Origin of the sequence: Enterococcus sp. DIV0806c (assembly GCF_051710905.1) — a bacterium.
In the GTDB taxonomy this organism is placed as follows: domain Bacteria; phylum Bacillota; class Bacilli; order Lactobacillales; family Enterococcaceae; genus Enterococcus_B; species Enterococcus_B mundtii.
Genome location: NZ_JBIOLO010000001.1, coordinates 3,166,281 through 3,187,058, shown reverse-complemented (window position 1 = coordinate 3,187,058; position 20,778 = coordinate 3,166,281). Strand labels below are relative to the sequence as shown.

The 20,778-nt window shown below is 37.0% G+C and carries 14 protein-coding genes, 9 tRNA genes and 1 rRNA gene; 23 read left to right on the top strand and 1 reads right to left on the bottom strand.

The window, feature by feature from the left end; all coding sequences use genetic code 11:
- Positions 1 to 36 precede the first annotated feature (36 nt).
- From rrf to gor, 15 genes are all read left to right on the top strand, one after another.
- Positions 37 to 152, top strand: a 5S ribosomal RNA gene (rrf, locus tag IGK77_RS14705).
- A 12-nt stretch (positions 153 to 164) separates the two neighbouring features.
- A tRNA-Val gene (locus IGK77_RS14700) sits at positions 165 to 237 on the top strand.
- Positions 238 to 240: 3 nt separating this feature from the next.
- Positions 241 to 313 (top strand) — tRNA-Lys (locus IGK77_RS14695).
- Positions 314 to 320: 7 nt separating this feature from the next.
- Positions 321 to 402, top strand: a tRNA-Leu gene (locus tag IGK77_RS14690).
- Between the two features lie 26 nt (positions 403 to 428).
- Positions 429 to 501, top strand: a tRNA-Thr gene (locus IGK77_RS14685).
- Positions 502 to 511: 10 nt separating this feature from the next.
- Positions 512 to 583 (top strand) — tRNA-Gly (locus IGK77_RS14680).
- Positions 584 to 600: 17 nt separating this feature from the next.
- Positions 601 to 686: transfer RNA gene (locus IGK77_RS14675), tRNA-Leu, on the top strand.
- A 10-nt stretch (positions 687 to 696) separates the two neighbouring features.
- Positions 697 to 770 (top strand) — tRNA-Arg (locus tag IGK77_RS14670).
- Positions 771 to 787: 17 nt separating this feature from the next.
- Positions 788 to 861, top strand: a tRNA-Pro gene (locus IGK77_RS14665).
- Positions 862 to 923: 62 nt separating this feature from the next.
- Positions 924 to 997, top strand: a tRNA-Arg gene (locus tag IGK77_RS14660).
- Between the two features lie 165 nt (positions 998 to 1,162).
- Positions 1,163 to 1,630 (top strand): CtsR family transcriptional regulator, encoded by a 468-nt coding sequence (locus IGK77_RS14655; RefSeq protein ID WP_010733901.1) that lies wholly within the window; start codon positions 1,163 to 1,165, stop codon positions 1,628 to 1,630.
- A gap of 7 nt (positions 1,631 to 1,637) precedes the next feature.
- Complete coding sequence (locus IGK77_RS14650; protein ID WP_074801017.1) at positions 1,638 to 4,112, top strand: ATP-dependent Clp protease ATP-binding subunit; 2,475 nt, start codon at positions 1,638 to 1,640, stop codon at positions 4,110 to 4,112.
- A 224-nt stretch (positions 4,113 to 4,336) separates the two neighbouring features.
- On the top strand, positions 4,337 to 5,260 hold the full coding sequence (locus IGK77_RS14645; RefSeq protein ID WP_074801031.1) for a peptidase U32 family protein: 924 nt from the start codon (positions 4,337 to 4,339) through the stop codon (positions 5,258 to 5,260).
- A gap of 18 nt (positions 5,261 to 5,278) precedes the next feature.
- The gene (locus tag IGK77_RS14640) at positions 5,279 to 6,520 is read left to right on the top strand and encodes a peptidase U32 family protein (RefSeq protein WP_071867593.1); all 1,242 of its coding nucleotides are present in this window, start codon (positions 5,279 to 5,281) and stop codon (positions 6,518 to 6,520) included.
- Between the two features lie 144 nt (positions 6,521 to 6,664).
- Positions 6,665 to 8,011 carry a glutathione-disulfide reductase gene (gene gor, locus IGK77_RS14635; RefSeq protein ID WP_074801013.1) on the top strand — a complete coding sequence of 449 codons (1,347 nt, stop codon included), beginning with the start codon at positions 6,665 to 6,667 and terminating at the stop codon, positions 8,009 to 8,011.
- An 82-nt stretch (positions 8,012 to 8,093) separates the two neighbouring features.
- Here the strand turns inward: gor and IGK77_RS14630 are convergent, their stop codons facing one another.
- Complete coding sequence (locus IGK77_RS14630) at positions 8,094 to 9,524, bottom strand: helix-turn-helix domain-containing protein (protein ID WP_074801010.1); 1,431 nt, start codon at positions 9,522 to 9,524, stop codon at positions 8,094 to 8,096.
- A gap of 476 nt (positions 9,525 to 10,000) precedes the next feature.
- On the opposite strand from IGK77_RS14630, the gene IGK77_RS14625 reads away from it, so the two are divergent.
- The 8 genes from IGK77_RS14625 to IGK77_RS14590 all read left to right on the top strand — a co-directional run bounded on the left by IGK77_RS14625 (position 10,001) and on the right by IGK77_RS14590 (position 20,754).
- Positions 10,001 to 11,422, top strand: coding sequence for a helix-turn-helix domain-containing protein (locus IGK77_RS14625; protein WP_071867590.1), 1,422 nt, complete (start codon positions 10,001 to 10,003; stop codon positions 11,420 to 11,422).
- 154 nt (positions 11,423 to 11,576) lie between these two features.
- Entirely contained in the window at positions 11,577 to 11,918 is a 342-nt protein-coding gene (locus IGK77_RS14620; protein WP_071867589.1) for a hypothetical protein, read from the top strand.
- Positions 11,919 to 11,951: 33 nt separating this feature from the next.
- Complete coding sequence (locus IGK77_RS14615; protein ID WP_074801007.1) at positions 11,952 to 14,801, top strand: hypothetical protein; 2,850 nt, start codon at positions 11,952 to 11,954, stop codon at positions 14,799 to 14,801.
- A gap of 54 nt (positions 14,802 to 14,855) precedes the next feature.
- Positions 14,856 to 16,553, top strand: a complete 1,698-nt coding sequence (locus tag IGK77_RS14610) for a VirD4-like conjugal transfer protein, CD1115 family (RefSeq protein ID WP_071867587.1) — start codon at positions 14,856 to 14,858, stop codon at positions 16,551 to 16,553.
- A 415-nt stretch (positions 16,554 to 16,968) separates the two neighbouring features.
- Positions 16,969 to 17,196 (top strand): hypothetical protein, encoded by a 228-nt coding sequence (locus IGK77_RS14605; RefSeq protein ID WP_019722809.1) that lies wholly within the window; start codon positions 16,969 to 16,971, stop codon positions 17,194 to 17,196.
- Positions 17,197 to 17,230: 34 nt separating this feature from the next.
- Positions 17,231 to 18,055: a hypothetical protein gene (locus tag IGK77_RS14600; protein WP_071867586.1), complete on the top strand. Its 825-nt coding sequence runs from the start codon at positions 17,231 to 17,233 to the stop codon at positions 18,053 to 18,055.
- Between the two features lie 9 nt (positions 18,056 to 18,064).
- Positions 18,065 to 18,415: a PrgI family protein gene (locus IGK77_RS14595; protein ID WP_071867585.1), complete on the top strand. Its 351-nt coding sequence runs from the start codon at positions 18,065 to 18,067 to the stop codon at positions 18,413 to 18,415.
- Positions 18,412 to 20,754: a VirB4-like conjugal transfer ATPase, CD1110 family gene (locus IGK77_RS14590; protein WP_071867584.1), complete on the top strand. Its 2,343-nt coding sequence runs from the start codon at positions 18,412 to 18,414 to the stop codon at positions 20,752 to 20,754. Before IGK77_RS14595 ends, IGK77_RS14590 begins: the two co-directional genes overlap by 4 nt.
- Positions 20,755 to 20,778: the final 24 nt, after the last annotated feature.

Genomic DNA, 20,778 nt, shown 5'->3' with positions numbered 1-20,778 from the left:
AGTGAACAAGATTTACTCAATATAGATAACACCAAGTGTGGTGGCGATGGCGAGAAGGATACACCTGTAACCATGCCGAACACAGAAGTTAAGCTTCTTAGCGCCGATTGTAGTGAGGGGTTGCCCCTTGTGAGAGTAGGACGCCGCCACGCTTTGTTATTTTTGGAGGTTTAGCTCAGCTGGGAGAGCATCTGCCTTACAAGCAGAGGGTCAGCGGTTCGATCCCGTTAACCTCCATATGAGCCGTTAGCTCAGTTGGTAGAGCATCTGACTTTTAATCAGAGGGTCACAGGTTCGAGCCCTGTACGGCTCATATTTTTGCGGGTGTGGCGGAATTGGCAGACGCACTAGATTTAGGATCTAGCGCCTTACGGCGTGGGGGTTCAAGTCCCTTCACCCGCATCATATGATTTATTCTATTTTTTTACGCCGGCTTAGCTCAGTTGGTAGAGCATCTGATTTGTAATCAGAGGGTCGAGGGTTCAAGTCCTTTAGCCGGCATCGTAAATATGCGGAAATAGCTCAGTGGTAGAGCACCACCTTGCCAAGGTGGGGGTCGCGGGTTCGAACCCCGTTTTCCGCTTTGCCAATGTACTACGCGCCGGGGTGGCGGAACTGGCAGACGCACAGGACTTAAAATCCTGCGGTGAGTGATCACCGTACCGGTTCGATTCCGGTCCTCGGCATTACAAATATGCGCCCATAGCTCAATTGGATAGAGTGTTTGACTACGGATCAAAAGGTTAGGGGTTCGACTCCTCTTGGGCGCGTAGTCTTTTTATTTTTTCGGGAAGTAGCTCAGCTTGGTAGAGCACTTGGTTTGGGACCAAGGGGTCGCAGGTTCGAATCCTGTCTTCCCGATTTTTTTATTTGTTGCAAAGTCATACGTTCTATTGTATGATTATTTTTAATTAATTGAATATGCGCCCATAGCTCAATTGGATAGAGTGTTTGACTACGGATCAAAAGGTTAGGGGTTCGACTCCTCTTGGGCGCGTTGGAAAAACTGGGACTTCATTGAATTCCTAGTTTTTTTTATTTACATAAATAAATGGTCTTTTATCGTTATTCTTCGAATCAAATATCTAACAAGCGTTCTCCTTTCATTCTACCTGTAAATTCGCTATAATTAAGGTCAATATTAGTCAAAGGAATGAGTGGGATGGCACAACAAAATACTTCGGATCTAATTGAATCATATATAAAAAAGATCCTGGAAAAAAACGAGATGATCGAGCTTCGAAGGATTGAATTGGCAGATCTATTTAACTGCGTTCCTTCACAAATCAATTATGTGATCAATACACGATTTACGATTCAACGCGGCTATCTGGTTGAGAGTAAACGTGGTGGTGGTGGGTATATCCGCATTGCAAAAGTGAGAATGTCGGATAAAAAACAAATGCTTGAACGAATCAACTTGCTATTTGGCGAAACGATTAATGAAAAAAATGCCTACGCCATTATTCAGAAACTATATGAAGACCAAATCATTACCAAAAAAGAAGGAAACTTGATGTTGAGTGCGATTGCTAAAAATACGTTGAACATCAATGAGACAGAAGATTATACACGTGCTCGAATTCTACGAGCCTTTTTAGAACGATTAAGCTATGAAGATGGGGAGTGAAATTTAAATGGCAGAAATATTTACAGAAAGAGCACAACGTGTGTTAGAAATTGCCCAAGAAGAAGCAAAACGCTTCAAACATCAAGCGGTAAGTTCAGAACATATATTATTGGCTTTAGTGATCGAACCCAACGGGATTGCTGGGAAAGTATTACGAGATATGAAATTGAATGAAAAAGATATTTATGAAGAAATCGAGCATTTAGTCGGTTATGGTACAGTGAAAACTTATGCAAAAGGTGTATTTCTCCCTTATTCTCCTCGAATGAAACAAATTTTTGCTTTGGCAAATAGTGAAGTGAATAAAATGGGTACACAAAAGGTAGGAACTGAGCATATTTTACTTAGTCTATTAAAAGATGAGAGTATCATGGCTACTCGTATCATGATCAACTTGGGGATTAGTTTGAGCAAAGTTCGTCAGTCATTGAAGCGTACGATGGGTACGGAAAGTAGTACCGGTGGTATTCGTCGTCGCAATCCACAAGAAAAGCGAGCAATGACACAAGGTACTCCTACGTTAGATTCTTTAGCTAGAGACTTAACTAAGTTAGCAAAAGAAAACAGGTTAGATCCAGTCGTAGGTCGTTCAAGAGAAGTCAAACGGTTGATCCAGATACTTAGTCGCCGAACAAAAAACAATCCTGTTTTAGTTGGAGAACCCGGTGTCGGTAAAACTGCGATTGCAGAAGGATTGGCTCAAAAAATCATTTTAGGTGAAGTACCTGAAGAAATGAAAGCAAAACGTTTGATGATGTTAGACATGGGGGCGTTAGTCGCTGGGACGAAGTATCGGGGAGAATTTGAAGATCGAATGAAAAAAGTCATTGATGAAATTTATCATGATGGTCAAGTTATTCTCTTTATTGATGAATTACACACATTGATTGGTGCTGGTGGTGCAGAAGGTGCCATCGATGCATCGAATATTTTGAAACCAGCGTTAGCACGTGGAGAATTACAAACGATTGGCGCGACAACATTAGACGAATACCAAAAATACATTGAAAAAGACTCGGCATTGGAACGACGCTTTGCACGTATCCAAGTAGATGAGCCGACAGCAGATGAAGCGGAAGAAATCTTACGTGGTTTACGTTCACGCTATGAGGAACATCATCATGTGGAGATCACCGATGAAGCAGTACGAGCGGCAGTCAATCTTTCTGTTCGATATATCACTTCCAGACAGTTACCAGATAAAGCGATCGACTTGATTGATGAATCAGCAGCGAAAGTTCGATTGGAACAAGCGGACGATTTGTCAGAAACGACGATACTGAAACAAGAAATCGATCAAGTGAATAAAGAAAAAGAACAGGCGATTCAAAAACAAGATTTTGAAACAGCTGCGCATTTACGTAGACAAGAAAAAAGCTTAATGAAAAAACTAGAAAAACGTTTAGCGATTGAAGCAAAACATAAAAATGGCTTTGCGGATCGGGTGACTGAAGAAGATGTAGCTACTGTTGTTTCGGAGTGGACAGGTGTACCATTGCAACAGTTAGAAAAGAAAGAAAGTCAACGATTACTGGAACTAGAAGCACTACTTCACGAACGTGTTGTAGGACAAGATGAAGCGGTCAAAGCTGTTTCTCGTGCGATCAGACGGGCGCGTAGTGGCTTAAAAGATCCAAATCGCCCGATTGGTTCCTTCATGTTTTTAGGTCCAACAGGAGTCGGAAAAACAGAACTTGCGAAAGCATTGTCAGAAGTGATGTTTGGTGAAGAGGACGCATTGATTCGTGTCGACATGTCTGAATTCATGGAGAAGTATAGTACGAGTCGTTTGATCGGTTCGCCTCCAGGCTATGTGGGTTATGATGAAGGTGGACAATTGACAGAAAAAATTCGTCAAAAACCTTACTCAGTTATCTTGCTAGATGAAGTGGAAAAAGCTCATCCAGATGTCTTCAATTTATTATTACAAGTGTTAGATGATGGTCATTTAACAGATGCTAAAGGAAGAAAAGTAGACTTTAGAAATACGATCATGATCATGACTTCTAATATTGGCGCTACTCAAATCCGTGAGGAAAAAAATGTTGGATTCAACGTCCAAGATATTACTAAAGATCATCAAGCGATGCAAAAACGGATACTTGAAGAGCTGAAGAAAGCTTTCCGCCCTGAATTCTTGAACCGTATCGATGAGACAGTCGTTTTCCATTCATTAACAAAAGATGAAGTCCATGCGATTGTTCAAATCATGAGTCAATCGATCGTCAAACGATTGAAAGAACAAGATATCTTAGTGAAAATCACACCAGCAGCAGTTGATGTGATTGGAAAAGTCGGTTTTGATCCAGAGTATGGTGCACGGCCACTAAGAAGGGCATTACAAAAAGAAGTAGAAGATCGTTTGAGCGAAGCTTTGCTTGGAGGAGAAATCCATTTAGGCGATCAAATCACTGTTGGCGCTTCGAAGGGCAAAATCACAGTAAATGTGCGTGAACCTAAGAAAATAACTACTAAAGTATAATGACAGAGTGAGATCCCAACAGAAATAGCTAAGCCAGAAACCCAAAAATCATTTGATTTTTTGGGTTTTTTGTTTTCCTAAAGAGCTACTTCTAAATCAATAGGGATACATTGTATAAAACAGAAATTATTTTACAGTATCGTTACAATCAATAATAAATGTAAGAAGTATTGGAAAGTTTTCAGAGCTGTGCTACTATTATGGAGTTGTAGGAGGAGGAAATGATGATCGAAATCATAACTACTATAGAATCAATGAAACAAGCAGAAGAATTGCTTGAAGCAGGAGTGGATACCTTATATTTTGGGGAAGAACGCTTCGGTCTACGCTTACCAGCTTCTTTTACAAGAGAAGAACAACGCGAATTAGTTGCGCTGGCACATCGGTACGGTAAAAAAGTAAATATAGCTGTCAATGGGATCATTCATCCTGAAAAAATGAAAAAAGTTCCAGAGTATCTGCTTTTTTTAAAAGAAATCAATGTGGATAAGATCACAGTTGGTGATACTGGGATTATTTATACCATGAGAAAAAATCCAGAGTTGAACATTCCTTATGTCTTTGATGCAGAAACATTAGTGACGAGTGCGCGACAAATCAATTTTTGGGCAAAAAAAGGAGCGATTTCTGCTGTTTTAGCACGAGAAGTGCCATTTGATGAGATGAAAGAGATGGAGAACAAGTTGATGATACCTGTCGAAACTCTTGTGTATGGAGCTACATGCATCCATCAATCGAAACGTCCATTGTTACAGAATTACTATAACTACACGCAACAGGACGAAAAAAAAGATCGTGAAAGAGGACTCTTTCTCGCTGAACCTAAAAAAGAAGATACACATTATTCGATTTATGAAGATTCACATGGTACGCATATTTTTGCGAATAATGACATCAATTTAAGTAATGAACTCCCACAGCTTTATGCCCATCATTTCCGTACCTGGAAATTAGATGGCGTTTTTACGCCTGGTGAAGCATTTGTTGAGATCACTAAATTATTTGTTGAGGCAAAAAAAGCATTATTAGCAGACACATGGACAGAAACGTTAGCACAAGAAATGACGAATAAGATCAATGGATTACATCCAACGAATCGAGGACTTGATACAGGTTTCTTTTATATTGATCCTGAATCTATCAAGTAAGGAGTATGGTGAAATAAAATGACAACAAAAAGAAAATTAAAACGTCCGGAAGTTTTAGCACCAGCCGGCACGCTTGAAAAACTAAAAACAGCTATCCATTATGGCGCAGATGCTGTGTATATTGGTGGTAATGCTTATGGGTTACGTAGTCGCGCAGGAAACTTTACCTATGAAGAAATGGCAGAAGGCGTTGCATTCGCAAAAGAACATCAAGCGAAAGTGTATGTAGCAGCAAATATGGTCACACATGAAGGAAATGACGAAGGAGCCGGTGAATTTTTCCGTAACCTGCGCGATGTGGGGATTTCAGCAGTGATCGTCTCTGATCCAGCACTTATTGAGATCTGTGCCACCGAAGCCCCTGGCTTACCTATCCATCTATCGACTCAAGCTTCTGCTACCAACTATGAAACATTAGAATTTTGGAAAGAAGAAGGCTTGGAACGTGTAGTTTTAGCTCGGGAAGTTTCGATGGAAGAAGTCGCTGAGATCCGTCGACATACTGATGTAGAGATTGAAGCATTCATCCATGGAGCAATGTGTATCTCTTATTCAGGACGTTGTACGTTGTCGAATCATATGTCGATGCGGGATGCCAATCGTGGAGGCTGTTCACAATCTTGTCGTTGGAAATATGAATTGTATGATTTGCCATTTGGACAAGAGAGAAACTCTTTGACAGATGCTGGCGAGATCGAAGAAGAGTTTTCGATGAGTGCAGTAGATATGTCGATGATCGAACATATTCCTGACTTGATTGAAAATGGCGTAGATAGTTTTAAAATCGAAGGTCGAATGAAGTCGATCCATTATGTATCAACTGTCGCAAATGTCTATAAAGCAGCTGTAGATAGTTATATGGAAGATCCTGAAAACTATGTGTGCAAACAAGAATGGATCGATGAGTTATGGAAAGTGGCTCAACGAGAATTGGCAACAGGATTTTATTACGATACACCTAGCGAAAATGAACAATTATTTGGTGAACGTCGTAAGATCCCTGTATACAAATTTGTCGGAGAAGTTTTATCTTATGACGAGGAGACGAAACAAGCGACAATCCGTCAGAGAAACCTCTTTTCTGTAGGGGATGAAATCGAATTTTATGGGCCTGGATTTACTCACTTCAGTCAAATGGTTGAGATGATGCACAATGAAGAAGGAGAATCCATTGATCGCGCACCAAATCCTATGATGATTTTGACCATGCCAGTCGCACAACCAGTTAAACCTGGAGATATGATTAGAAAAAGAAAATAATTTTTTAAGCAATCAAGCGAAATGAGCATCTCGTCAACAGAATGACTAGAAACGTGCTACACTTATTTTTTGTAAGAGCTGATAAAAAGTTTATTGAAAAATAAGAGATAGGATGTTGCATCAGCTGCTAAAAGGAGGAACAAGATGAAAACATATGATTATATTGTCATTGGCGGAGGATCTGGAGGCATTGCTTCAGCGAATCGTGCCGGTATGCATGGAGCGAAAGTATTATTGATTGAAGGCAATGAACTAGGTGGAACGTGCGTCAATGTCGGATGTGTTCCAAAAAAAGTCATGTGGCAAGCAAGCACGATATTAGAAACAATCGAACGTGATGCTTCAAGCTATGGTATCCAAGCGGACGTTAAACATGTTGACTTTAAAGAACTAGTAGAGAAACGCGAGAAATACATTGATTTCCTTCATGGCGCTTATCAAAGAGGTTTAGATAGTAATAACGTTGAAGCAATCAAAGGCTATGCTCGCTTTGTAGATAGTCAAACCGTTGAAGTAAACGGTGAAAGCTATCAAGCAAATCATATTTTGATTGCTACCGGTGGCAAGCCAAGCAAGATGACGATTCCTGGCGGAGAATATGCCATTGATTCAAACGGATTTTTTGCATTGACAGAATTACCAAAATCGACGATCGTATTAGGTGCGGGTTATATTGCAGCTGAACTTTCAGGTGTGTTAAATGGCTTGGGAAGTGAAGTGATGTGGGCTTATCGTAAAGAACGTCCATTACGTACGTTTGATAAAATGTTATCTGATAACTTGATTGAGATGTATCAAGAAGCAGGAATCCACACTTATGCAAACTTTACGGCTCGTGAAATAACAAAGAACGGGGATGTCTACACCGTTACCTTTGAAAATGGGGAAACATTAATGGCAGAGTGTGTGTTATTTGCTGGCGGACGTGTACCGAATACAGATGCATTAGGAATCGAAAAAACGAACGTTGAATTAGATGAAAAAGGATTTATCAAAGTGGATAAATTCCAAAATACAACCGATTCACACATCTATGCCATTGGTGATGTAATTGGTAAAATCGACTTGACGCCAGTAGCGATTGCCGCAGGTCGTCGTTTGTCAGAAAGACTATTCAATGGAAAAGAAAATTCGTATTTAGACTATGATTTAGTTCCAACAGTCGTCTTTACTCATCCACCGATTGCAACCATCGGTTTGACAGAAGAGCAAGCGTTGGCGACATACGGTGAAGGACAAGTGAAAATCTATCGTTCACGATTCACACCAATGTATTTTGCCTTGAACGATTATCGACAAAAATGTGAAATGAAATTGATCTGTGTGGGTGAAGAAGAAAAAATCGTTGGATTGCATGCCATCGGCGTGGGTGTTGATGAAATGCTACAAGGTTTTGCAGTAGCTATCAAAATGGGTGCAACAAAAGCAGATTTTGATAATACAGTAGCCATTCATCCAACAGGTGCAGAAGAATTTGTTACCATGCGTTAAGTCGTTAGCAAGTGGAGAAAATGCACATACAGAAAAAGCAGACGGAATATTCGTCTGCTTTTTCTAATTTATGGGGGTAAAACTATGTATAAAGAACTGTTTCAATGTTATTCCAAAAAGAGGTTGTTGGTATTTTAGAAATTTTAATGGTTTTAGCTTTCGTTTTAGCTTGGTTCAGCTCGATGTCTGTTAAAACTAAATCGTATTGATTTACTGTATCGTAGTTTACTTGAAAAATATTATCAGTATATGTATGGATCATATGGATCGCAGGAATTTTTTTGAATAACAGTTGCTTATACAGTGCAAGTGTCCTTTCTTCCTGATAAGAAACAATCAAAATCGATACCTTTTTCTTGTAAGGAAAAACGGTCGTCAATAAAGAGGGCGATAACGAGATCAATTCTAACAATAACTCTTCATAGAGTAATTGATTCCGTTTGATCATCATTAATCCAGCATGGTCAATGGCTTGATTGTACGCTTTAAGTATTTGTGGCGAATGTGTAAACAGGATTTCAGATAAAATCTGTAGATAGGTTGTTTTAAAGAACTGCCGGTTTTTATTGTAATTGATCAGCTCACTTAATTTCTGAATACCATCTTGATTCAAAGAGAAGTCTTGGGACAGTGAACGGTAAAAGTATTCCGAGAATTGTTGAATCCGTTGGTACTCTCCATGACTGCTGGGTGTTGACTGAATACAAGGGAAATAGATTTTTTTATCTAATAGATTTGATACGGTTGTGGTGGTGACATTAAAGCCGTATTCTTTTTCAATGATTGAGCAAAACACTGTATTATTTTTTATTATTTCAAAAAAAGAAGGATCATTGATTGGATTTCCTTTATTTTCTGAGATCAAATGGCCTTGTCCGATACGAATGATTGCTGTGTAAAGATAAAAACTATTTATAATAACTTTATATGTACTAATTGTTTGATGTGTTGCTTGCTTTTTATAGTAACGTTGTAACACATCGAATATGTGATAAAAATGGGGCAATTGCTGTGGCGTATATTGCTCACGAAACATACTACAGAAGAATTGCCTGATGTAACTTTCATCCCCAATGATTTTGAGTTTTGAGGAGATATGTATGGATAATGGCGCATTGATCTCGCTGAAATAAGTATTGATATTTGCAATGATCCGGCGAATACTTGTTTCACTTAAATATAGTTTATTTGCTAATTTAGATAACGTTGGCTCTACTTCAAAAATCATCTGTAGTATTTGTACATTCGTTGATTGATTGAGTATTTGTTTGATTAAATCTTCCAAATTGATCTCTGGTGGTAATAGTAAAGAAGCTACTTGATATTTATCGGTGCTGATACAAACTGGTGCATATGTATGGTTAAAAAACACAATATCGGTCAATAATGTTTTTTTTGTTACCCCAAGTTGTTCTGCTAAAGTCGAACAGTCAATGGCGGCCATACCTAAGAGTAAAGCTAGTTTGATCTGCCTTTCAGAAGTCTTTTCAAGCATATTTGTTCGTTTTATCATACTTTTCAGATCTCCTAAAAAAAAGAAAATCTGTTTTTTCACATCCTTTATTCATATTATAAACATTATTTTATCATACTTTTCTAATTATTCGAGTTTTTCTTTTTATTCTAATCGGTGGTTATTTAAAAGTGAGATTGCCTTCATTATTTAATAAGTATTATTTTAAAAAAAACAGTATATGATAATCTAAATAACTAGAAGTAGTCAATTGACACACGCAAAAGTAAAATTTTCTGATACATGTTTTTTTATTTCTATGATTTAAATTTTTTTATCTAGCAAAAAAAAATTAAGAATAACATCTATCGATGGACTAAATGGTCTATTTCACTTACAAATCTTTAACTATAACATCCAAGCGATGTGATCATTGAACTTGTTTTTAATAAAACAGAAAAACTAATATTAAGAAATTATCGAAAAAGCTGTACGATACATTATAGGTTTTTTAAAAAGAAAGGAGCTTGTTGACTATGGGTGTACTTGAGAAACAATTAGAGAGACAAATTTCATTGCTTTATTTGCTAAATATTGAGTCATCGAATATTAGTAATCTGGCCAAAGAATTGAGTATTACAGATAAAACGATTGCGGCAGATATCGATAGTTTCAATACCACTTGTTTTCCTGCTCGTATTGAAACCAATCAATACAAAGAGGTATCGCTTTCGATACCGAAGAAATTGAATTTGGATGATATATTTGTCAGGATACTTAATAATTCAACAAATGTGAAAATTTTAAAGTACATATTCATTACAGAACCTTCTCTATCTGAGATTGCGACAAAATTATTTTTAAGTAAAACGAGTATTCGTAGAATTGTCGCGAAAATCAATACATATTTCTTGAAAGAAAAAATCAATGTCCAAATTAATTTAGAGAACAAATTAACGATTACTGGAAATGAAATTGAGATTCGACGTTTATTTGCTAGTATGTTCAAGGAAATTTATAAAGTAAAAGAATTTCCTTACTTCGATACGATTTATCAGATGCTCAGACGTTGTTTGAAGGCACAAAAAAGAATGGTTAGCACACCTAAAGTGATTTATTCGGTGTATTATATTTATTCATCAATTATTCGAATTGGCAATAAACATCTTATTCCCGAGAAAGAATTGATCGACAATGAGCAAATCGTAGGTACCATCTTGGAGATCATCCAAAGTGATACAGTCTTTTGTACGTTGATGAGTCAAAAATATAAATTCAATGTCACACAAAAAAATGTTTCCAATATTCTCACTTCCTATTTTGGTCTAATGTTTACAGAGGTCCAACATCGTGATCAGAGATTAGAGCAGAATATTGAAAAATTTCTTCAAAGCTTTTACAGTCTATTAGCGATTGACATGCCGATCAACACTACGGAAATCGAATATTTTTTTGATTTCATCAATTTTTATAAAGAATTAGCCATCTTCAAAGTAAGCTATGCAGATATATTTTATAAAAAAATGATGGAGAACAACCCTAAGATCTGGCAAGCCTATCAAAAATCTTTGCAAATTGCTCAATTAAATTTTGTCGAACAAAGCGAACTATTACATAAAGAACTATTACTCGAATTAATCATTTCTTCAAATGATTTGTTACGGATGATTGAACCAAAAATACAAGAGAAATCGATTTTATTATTAAGTTCTCAAGAAATTGGCTTATCTCTTTTATATAAAAATTTGATTTTACATAAGCATCCATTTTTAAAAAATATTGATATCTATGAGAAGGACGTTTTTTCTATCGATTATCAATTAATTAATCAATATGATTTGATCTTGACTGATCTATCCTTAAATTTTGATCGGATCACGTCCGAAATTTTGAAAATCTCTAAAGTTCCTACTTCTATTTTTTGGAATAATTTTGAGCAGTGTCTTTACTCTTCTTAATAAAAATCGTTATGTGGGACGTTTTTTTCATCTTTTTATCAATTTTGAAAAAATAGATAGTAGTGGCAGTCGAAACTCAGGTACGCTTAAAGCACCCACTAGTTAGTATTGGTTAGGATAGGTATATTATGGAGAAAGTGAGCTGGAAAGTTAGTTGAATAAGTTAGCGATTTTATTATTGTTTGGGGTATATAGTGCAGCATTCAAAGTGTTATCTTTAGTTTTTAAAGTACTTTGGTTAGTCACCAAAGTACTTGGTAATTTCATTGGAAAAATGATCAAAAAAGGCTGGGAAAAAAGGGCACAAAAGAGAGCACTTGCACGTTCACATAAATTAGCTTCACAGCAAAGAGAAAACAATCTAGATCGTACGTCTGTTCATTCAAGCATGTCAAAAGATAGTCGATTGAACACGCGGGTGTCACAAGCACAAAAACAAACGAATCGTCTTGGTACCTATTCTGGTCAATCTCTAATGACAGGACATTCGAGATAATGTAAATCAAGATGAGAAGGGAGTGAGACAGATATGTCTATAGAAGATAAGCCTCTAGAAGATATGTCTACAGAAAGAAAGCTTAGAGAAGATAAGCTTAAAGAAAATAATCAAAGTAACATCAATGAATCATTTCTGTCTATATTTTCATATAACAACGAAGCGACTATCAAAAGGATCATTGGATCGCCAATTGATGAAAAAATAAGAAATGAAAGCAAAGAAATAAATTATGATACGACTTCTAAGGAATTGGTCAATGAGAAGAAAGAAAATATTGCCAAAGAGTTGAAAAATAATGATTTACAACAAGAAATTATTCGTCTGACACGGGACATAGCCACGATCAAGGGGATTGGAACTATCACTTCTTCTGACCAACAGAATATCGATGCTAAGTATATTGAAGATCAAGCGAAATTAAAAAAAGTGCAAGCAACTCTGGAAAGTCATCAAAAAGAATTAAATCAATATGGGGATGGTCAAAGTGTTTTAAAAGTGAATACAAAAGACCAAAAAGTTGATGCAGCAATCTTTCTCGCATTAATCAAAAAAGATGAATTTAAAAAAGAATTGACTGTCCATAGAACAGGACTAATAGCAAAAGAAGACGAGGTCAATAAGTTAAGGGCTGAAATTGGTAAAATAAAGAGAAGTAAAAAGACAGTTCTTGAACAAAAGGTCCAATCAGCCGAGGATAAGGTTAAAAAAATTGAGATCGTCCAAAAAGAATTAAAGGATAAGTTAGAGAAGGTCGCGATCAACACAGATCAACTAGAACCTTTGCCTGAAAAACCACTGCGACGTTCCAATTCTTTTTCTGAATTTACGGCAAATAAAAATGATTCGGAACAAATGTTAGTATCAAAATTTCAAGCAATTAGTGCAATAAAAGAAGGATTTCAGAATGAAATTGCTGAAACAAAAGGGCTGATTGATTATACCGATAAGGTGGAAATAGAAGTTGTTCGTTCGGTAGAAGTAAAAGCGGAGCAAGCAAAGGAAGCAGTTGTCCTAAGTAAGGCTGATCGCGAAGCGACTGTTGTTACACCTACGATTGAACGCGAACCAACTCCAGTGATTGCGGAAGAACCAAAAAAAGATCAAGTCGATCGTGCTAATGTTGAAAAAAACCCGCCTCCGATCGAGGTCAATGTGATCGTGAACGAGGCGCCAGAAAAAACGAAGCTACAGAAACCAATAGTGGAAGAACCTAAAAAAGAACCTGTTGTAAGCGAAAATCTGGAAAGTAAAAAAGCCGAGCTTATCAAAGCATATGTCGAAAATCTTCAAGCAAAAGTTGGCTTGATTGAAGCTAAAAACAAGAATACCGATGTTTTATTGAAGCGGATCAAGCAGAGCAATACGACCGAGGATGTGCAGTTTTTAAAGGAACTTAAAGCGGTTTTAGCTGATCCTGAAAAACTGCAAAAAATGACCAAAGATTTATCTGCTGAAAGTATCAAGCAGATGGATAAAGATATCAAAGGCTTACAAGAAGAAACTCGTGGAATAAAAGAACAAACGAAGAAGTTGAGTGAATTAGATCATTCAAAATTAAAACAATCATTTTTCAGAAATTCTCGAAAAATCCGTGCAGCTAGATGGTTGCTGAATCTATGGCCGATTGCCATGTTACCACTAGGTATGTCATGGGTAGGTTCCATATTACCGTCTACAGCTATGGCTGTTTTTGGGCAACAGTTTGTGAACGCTGCAGTTGGTTTTGTCGCTGCTAGTTTTTTTGGGTCAAAAGCAATTATTTATGCGAAGAAGAAAATCCCGCAAGCATTCAATAAGTTAGTACAGAAGTTCCCAAGAGTATTTGGTCCAATTGCTCGTGGATTGTCGAAAGTACGCGAAAAATTACCTTTTGGAAAACAAAAACAGCCAGCGGAACAAATGAAAGAAGCAACGCCGGTAAATGAAAAATTAGCAGAAGGAATAGCGAAATCTGAAGTAACAAAAGAAGGGTTAACTTCTAAGGATCTCAAAGGCAAAGACAAAGTTGTAGCGATGGAAGCACCAACCAAAGAAGGTGCAAACACAGCTGAAATAGAAGAAAAACAATCAAGAGCCAAACGTGCTTGGGAAACAGTCCGTCATGCGCCGAAGCGGATGTTTGATTATGTCATGAAGAATAAATTATCCTTGTTTATCATGTTGGCTGTGCCACTGGCTCTAGGGATAGGTGGAATGTTTGCCCTATCTGCGCTAGTGCCAATGCTTGCAACCTCTATGGCTGCCCCATTCTTGATGCAGTTAGGTGCCGTGGCTTTGATTGGTGTCAGTATTGGAATCGGTATCCAATTATTAGACAAATTTGTGTTCAAACGAATTGAAAGTCGTGTAGCCAAAAGAGAGGATTTGGCATTTGAAAAAAAAGTTAACGAAAAAATTCTAGAATGCCAAGAGCTAGGGAAGTGTCAATCGTTAGATTCAAAAGAATTTAGGGAGAAAGTATCTGTAATCGCAGGTCTTGATGAAAAAGCGAAAGCACCTGAGCATGTTCAGTCCAATGAGCAACAAAAAATGACAGAAAGATCTGAACGAACCTCTGAGACGGCGAAAGAATCGAAAGTCATTGAGATGAAACCGAGAGATAGTACACAGTCTCAACCAAGCACCTCACAAACGAAAGTAGAACCAACACCATCGGGCTCGAAAGAACCAGTCGCATTGACAAACAGAGCAAATCCGGCGATCGAACGTCGCGCAAGTTTTTCCGGTACGAGTCCGGACATCGGGCGACAAGTAAGTTTTGAGTCATTAAGAAGAAACTCATTGCAATTATCAAATGAGCGAAATAACCGAGCACGTAGTCAGCAAGCACAGGCACAAATTCAAAATAATAACAAGAAAGCTAAAACGACACAATTATAAAAAATAACTTTGACTGAAAGGAAATAAAAAAATTTGAAAAATTCCCGGCAGCTTATGGTAGTGCATGTGTTAGTAATTGGTATTCTGCTTTATGTGGGTAATCGTATTGGTTATTTATTTTTAGCAGAGAATACTGGGAATTTATCATTTGCAGATAATTTACTAACAGCATTCAACCGAACATTTGAAGAACTTTCTAGATTTGCCCCTCAATTTTCTTATGAACCGACGTCGTTAGGGATAGCAGCGGTTGCTGCTATCTCCTATGTACTTTTTGTCTTATATAAGACGTTTGATGAGAAGAATACACGCCCCAATGAAGAATATGGAAGTGCACGATGGGGAAAGTACAGCGACATCCGTGCATTTCTTGATAAGAAAAAAGACTTCAATATCTTGTTGACGAAGAGCGAAAGCTTATCATTATCAGGACGTATGAAGATTACACGAAACGATAATTTCAACCGAAATAAAAATGTCGTTGTGGTTGGAGGAGCCGGTAGTGGTAAGACACGATTTTATGTAAAACCTAACTTGATGCAAATGCATTCCTCCTATGTCGTCAGTGATTCTAAAGGCTTATTATTAGCCGAAACAGGCAAAATGTTTGAAGAAGCGGGTTATCAAATCAAGATTTTTGACTTGATCAACCGAAGAGACACGCATCAATACAACCCGTTTCAGTATATCCAAACAGAGGATGATATCTTAAAAATCGTGAACAATCTAATCAAAAATACGACTAACCCAGATAAAAAAGGTGGAGATGATTTTTGGGAAAAAGCTGAGACAGCCTTATTGATGGCCATTTTTAGCTATTTGATCCAAGAAGTAACTGCAGAAGATCGGACGTTAGGAAACGTAATTGAATTAGTCCGTTTAGCAGATATTGAAGAAGATGTGCCTGGCTATGTCAGCCCACTAGATATTTTATTCAATGAGTTAGAACAAAAAGATCCGACAAATTTTGCGGTATCACAGTACAAGATTTTTAAACTTTCTGGTGATAAAACGACGAAAAGTATCTTAGTCAGTCTAGGCGTGCGATTGTCACCATTTGATATTCCAAGTATCAAGGAACTTGTTTCACAAGATACACTTGAGCTAGATACAGTTGGTGATGTCAAAACGATCCTATATATCTTATTGCCTGATACAGATACCAGTTTCAACTTTTTAGCGAGTATGATGTATCAGCAATTGTTTGACATGTTAGTTTATAAAGCAGATAACGTGTATAAGGGAAGATTACCTTGTCATGTCCGTTGTATCTTGGATGAGTTTGCTAATATTGGACAAATTCCTGATTTTGAAAAAGTGATTTCGGTTATTCGAAGTCGTGAAATCTCTACGAATGTCATTTTACAAAATATTAGCCAGTTAAAAACCTTGTATAAAGATACGTGGGAAACGATCATTGGGACCAGTGATGTCTTTTTATATTTAGGCGGAATGGAACAAAGTACGCACGAATATATCTCAAAATTGCTAGGGAAACAAACGATTGAACAAAGAAATACAAGTGTCACCAAAGGGAGCAATGGTTCCTTTAGTGAGAACTTCCAGAAATTAGGAAGGAACTTGATGGACCCCGATGAAGTGGCGAGTCTCAAAGGACAGGAATGTATTTTAAAAATTCGCGGAGTCCATCCGTTTTTATCAAAGAAATATGATATTGTGAAACATAAAAACTATAAGAAGTTAGGCGATGTGACAGATTCCTATATGTATGAACGAAATCTATCTGCTTAGCTAGCTCGATCAATGAGTCACTCATAATAAATAGAAAGCACCTTCATTCGAATGTTAGACTGAGAATGTGGTGCTTTTTATTAGCTAAAAAGGATGGAGCACTGAAAAGAACAATAAAATTTGTCCATCTCATTCATCGTATGTTGAAGCAATATAGAAATAGCCAGTAAGAATAATAACATGTAGGCGGTTTATTATCGAAGGTTAATTGTAAATGATAGTTCTAGTCCTAAAACAAAATTCATTTGCTAATAGGCGATTATCCAGTTTATCTACTAAAGGAACGGGCCGTATTTATTCTAAAATTTCTAATGGAAGAAATAACTGATACATGGAGACAGAGAATTTCGCATATACTAAATTTAAGAAATAAAATAAAAAATTATTTTTACAAAAAAAGGAGATTAGCAAAATTATGAATGCACAATTATTAGAACAAGTATTTGGATTAGTTTCACAGTTTACATTAATTGGTGGTGGACTATGGTTGATTTGGGGAACAATTATCCTAGCTGGTGCGTTAAAAGATAAAAATGGCCCTCAATTACAACAAGGGATTTGGCAGATTGTTGGTGGTGGATTGATTCTAGTCGCTGCAGGTTGGTTTGCTACTTCATTCAACATTGGATCGTTTTTACCATAATCGTTAAGCAAAGGAAAGAGTAGGAGTATAGCATATGGAATCTGCAATTATGACTATCTTTGAGCAAATCATGACCTTTCTTAATGGGGACGATCTAAAAAATGTTTTAGGAATGGATTTACGAAGTTACATATATGATGCCTACAGTTTAGTGGAACGACTACAGCAACACGTAGTTGGGCCACTTGCTTTATCCATTCTAGCAATTTTTATTCTTTTAGAGTTTCAGAAAATCTCAACGAAGGTTGAAGGTGCAGGCGGAGCTCCCATGTTAGGATTTGAGATGATTATCAAAGCATTGATCAAATTTGTCATTTGTTACATAGTTATTTTAAGAATTCAAAATATTTTAGATGGTATGGTTATCATTGCCGGCAATTTAACCACTAGGATTTTAACAATTGGAAATGCTTCAGCTGTAAGAGATACAGCAGATGCAGTGAGACAAGCGGTCTCTCAATTAAGTTGGTGGTCACAATTAGTCGTATTACTCGTGATGTGTATCCTATTTTTAGCATCACTTGTTGTTCGTGTATTGGTCCAAGTCACCATTTATCTTCGCTTTTTGGAGATGTATATATTTTGTGCAATGGCGCCAATTCCGATGAGTGCCTTACCAAGCCAAGAGTTTTCAGTGATGAGCAAGGGTTTCTTCAAAAATTTCGCTGCACTCGGTCTACAGGGAACATTCATCGCGTTAGTATTGGTGATTTATCCGACGATCTTCCATCGTATCATGGAAGAAGTTGGTTCAGGAATTTTTGGGATTATTTTAGGTTTGACAGTTTACATGATTGCTTTATTGCTTTCTGTAAATAAAACTAAAGGATGGGCAAAAACATTGATGTCAGCATCGTAAGGAGGAACTATGGCAGTTGAGGTAAAGGTACCAAAGGATATTAAAGAATATAAAGAAAAGGTCATTGCAGGAATGAATTTAAAGCAGCTGCTTTGTTTAGCTATTGCAGCTGGAGTAAACGTCATGATTAGTTTGATTTTCATTGCCGGATTAAAGATTCCTATGGAAATCACAAGTTGGTTTATGATTCTTGCATCCATTCCAATCGTTTCATTTGGCTGGTTTAAGAGAAATGGCTTGACATTTGATATCTATCTTAAACAATTTTTCAAATACCACGTGGCACCAGGGACACGAAAAAAGAAGCCTAAGGAAGAAATAAATAAAGAAATCGAAGATGTAGGCGGGCAAGAAACATGATGAAGTTAAAAGCGCTCAAAGCGTTAAAACCAACTAAAAAACCAAAAGATGAGGAGAAAGAATTTATTAGTAAACCTAAATCAAAGAAGAAAGAGGATATTGATCCTTTTAGGGATACATTTAGGTTTGAAGAGATTTATGAAAGTGGTATTTGTAAAATCGATGAATTCACCTATTCATTGACGCTTGAATTACAAGATATCAATTATCAATTATCTTCTGACGATCATCAAATTGAAATTTTCTCTCAATACTGCGACTTTTTAAATTCATTGAGTAGTAAAACAAAATTACAACTAACTGTTTATAAAAAGAAACGACCGCTTGCTGATTTGCAATCGGTTCTTTATTACAAAGCAAAAAATGATTTCCTCGATTCATATCGTGAAGAAATGAATCAAGTCATTTCAAGGAAATTAGATGAAGAAAAAAATGGTTTCAAAAAAACGATCTTATTTACCTTTGTACAGAAGCATCCTACATTGGAGATTGCGCAAAAAGAATTAGATATGGTAGCAGATCGTTTTGAAATGTTTGCTAGTCGCTTAGGTAGTCAAGCAAAAAAGGTAGAAAAAACAAAATTATTACATATGATTTCCGAAATATTATTAACGAATGACAAGACGGTTAAAACAGAAGTCGATGAGGTACTACCTGAAGTCATGGAATTTAAAGAAAACAAAAACCACGTAAAAATTGATGATCACTATGCAAAAACATTATATTTACAAGAATTTCCTTCTGAATTATCAGATACTTTTCTTTTTGAAATGTTAGAAATTCCTCGTGAAATTGTTGTATCTTTACATATTGAACCAATGGATCAAGATGAAGCATTTGATTTAGTGAAGACGAAATTGGCTTTTATGGAACAACAAAAAGTGGATGAGCAGAAGAAGGCGTTACAAAGTGGGTATGACTTTGAGATGCTCTCTTATGAACTTTCTTACTCACTAACAGAAGCCAAAGGTCTGGTAGATGATCTGCAAAATAGAGGACAAAAATTATATGCGCTAACAGGATCTGTCTATTTCCATTCACCAACGAAAGAAAAGTTAGCTGAAGTCCATGATGAAATAAACTCAGTGTCTCGTCGCTTCGGTTTTAAACTCATTGAATTAGAGTTCATGCAAGAAAATGGCTTGAATGCGACATTACCGTTGGGAATCAATGCGATTCCATTAGATCGAACACTTTCAACAGCGAGTACCGCCATTTTTATCCCATTCACGATTTCGGATTTGATTCAAGAAAATGGGAAGTATTATGGTGTCAATGCGATTTCAAAAAATATCCTTTCACTCGATCGAAAATTATTAAAAGCACCGAATGGATTTGTTCTAGGAACACCTGGTTCTGGTAAAAGTTTCTCAGTCAAGCGTGAAATCGTCAATGTACTACTACGCGATGCAGATGATGAAGTTATCATTATTGACCCTGAGCGAGAATATTCTGTCATTGGTCAAAATTTCAACGGTGAGATCATCAAAATCTCTAGTGATTCACCCACAACGATCAATCCCATGGATATCAATGAGAACTATGGAGATGATACTGATCCAGTCGTGCTAAAATCTGAGTTTTTGATTTCGTTATTTGACCTGATCATTGGTGGCGCCTTGGGGCTAAGTTCGGCACAAAAAACATTGATTGACCGTGTGTGTCGTCGAACGTATGAAGTGTTGAATGATCGTACACCAACATTCATTGACTTTTATAATATCTTGAAAGAACAAGAAGAAGAAGAAGCCAAGCAATTAGTCATGGATCTAGAAATCTATATTGAAGGAAGTTTGTCGGTCTTTTCTGCAGAAACGAATGTCGACATTACCAAGCGTTTAGTGATCTATGATATCAAGGACCTAGGGAAACAATTGAAAACGATGGGGATGCTGATTGTATTAGACCAAGTATGGAATCGAATCACGACCAACCGTGAACGAGGTGTTCGCACGTGGTTATATATTGATGAGATGCAGCTTTTGTTTACGAATGAATATTCTGAGAATTACTTCTTTGAGCTATGGAGTCGTGCACGAAAATGGGGAGCGATCCCGACTGGCATTACCCAGAACGTCGAAACCTTACTATTGTCCGATTTAGCTCGACGGATGTTGTCAAATAGCGATTTTATCATGATGTTGAATCAAGCGAAATCAGACCGTACACAGCTAGTTAGACTGTTTGATATTTCAGAAGAACAAGAAAAATACGTAGTGAACTCTCCAGAAGGGTATGGTCTTATGGTGTTTGGGGATACAACGTTACCCTTTTATGATCATTTCCCTAAAGATACACAGCTCTATAAGATGATGTCAACGAAACCTGGAGAAACTTGATAGGCATACGGGAAAGGAAACAGG

What these genes read in the sequence shown, in the direction of transcription:
- IGK77_RS14590 (WP_071867584.1), top strand. Translation starts at nt 18,412, where the DNA reads ATGATGAAGTTAAAAGCGCTCAAAGCGTTAAAACCAACTAAAAAACCA.
- gor (WP_074801013.1), top strand. Translation starts at nt 6,665, where the DNA reads ATGAAAACATATGATTATATTGTCATTGGCGGAGGATCTGGAGGCATT.
- IGK77_RS14640 (WP_071867593.1), top strand. Translation starts at nt 5,279, where the DNA reads ATGACAACAAAAAGAAAATTAAAACGTCCGGAAGTTTTAGCACCAGCC.
- IGK77_RS14625 (WP_071867590.1), top strand. Translation starts at nt 10,001, where the DNA reads ATGGGTGTACTTGAGAAACAATTAGAGAGACAAATTTCATTGCTTTAT.
- IGK77_RS14650 (WP_074801017.1), top strand. Translation starts at nt 1,638, where the DNA reads ATGGCAGAAATATTTACAGAAAGAGCACAACGTGTGTTAGAAATTGCC.
- IGK77_RS14600 (WP_071867586.1), top strand. Translation starts at nt 17,231, where the DNA reads ATGGAATCTGCAATTATGACTATCTTTGAGCAAATCATGACCTTTCTT.
- IGK77_RS14610 (WP_071867587.1), top strand. Translation starts at nt 14,856, where the DNA reads ATGGTAGTGCATGTGTTAGTAATTGGTATTCTGCTTTATGTGGGTAAT.
- IGK77_RS14655 (WP_010733901.1), top strand. Translation starts at nt 1,163, where the DNA reads ATGGCACAACAAAATACTTCGGATCTAATTGAATCATATATAAAAAAG.
- IGK77_RS14630 (WP_074801010.1), bottom strand. Translation starts at nt 9,524, where the DNA reads ATGATAAAACGAACAAATATGCTTGAAAAGACTTCTGAAAGGCAGATC.
- IGK77_RS14645 (WP_074801031.1), top strand. Translation starts at nt 4,337, where the DNA reads ATGATCGAAATCATAACTACTATAGAATCAATGAAACAAGCAGAAGAA.
- IGK77_RS14615 (WP_074801007.1), top strand. Translation starts at nt 11,952, where the DNA reads ATGTCTATAGAAGATAAGCCTCTAGAAGATATGTCTACAGAAAGAAAG.
- IGK77_RS14605 (WP_019722809.1), top strand. Translation starts at nt 16,969, where the DNA reads ATGAATGCACAATTATTAGAACAAGTATTTGGATTAGTTTCACAGTTT.
- IGK77_RS14595 (WP_071867585.1), top strand. Translation starts at nt 18,065, where the DNA reads ATGGCAGTTGAGGTAAAGGTACCAAAGGATATTAAAGAATATAAAGAA.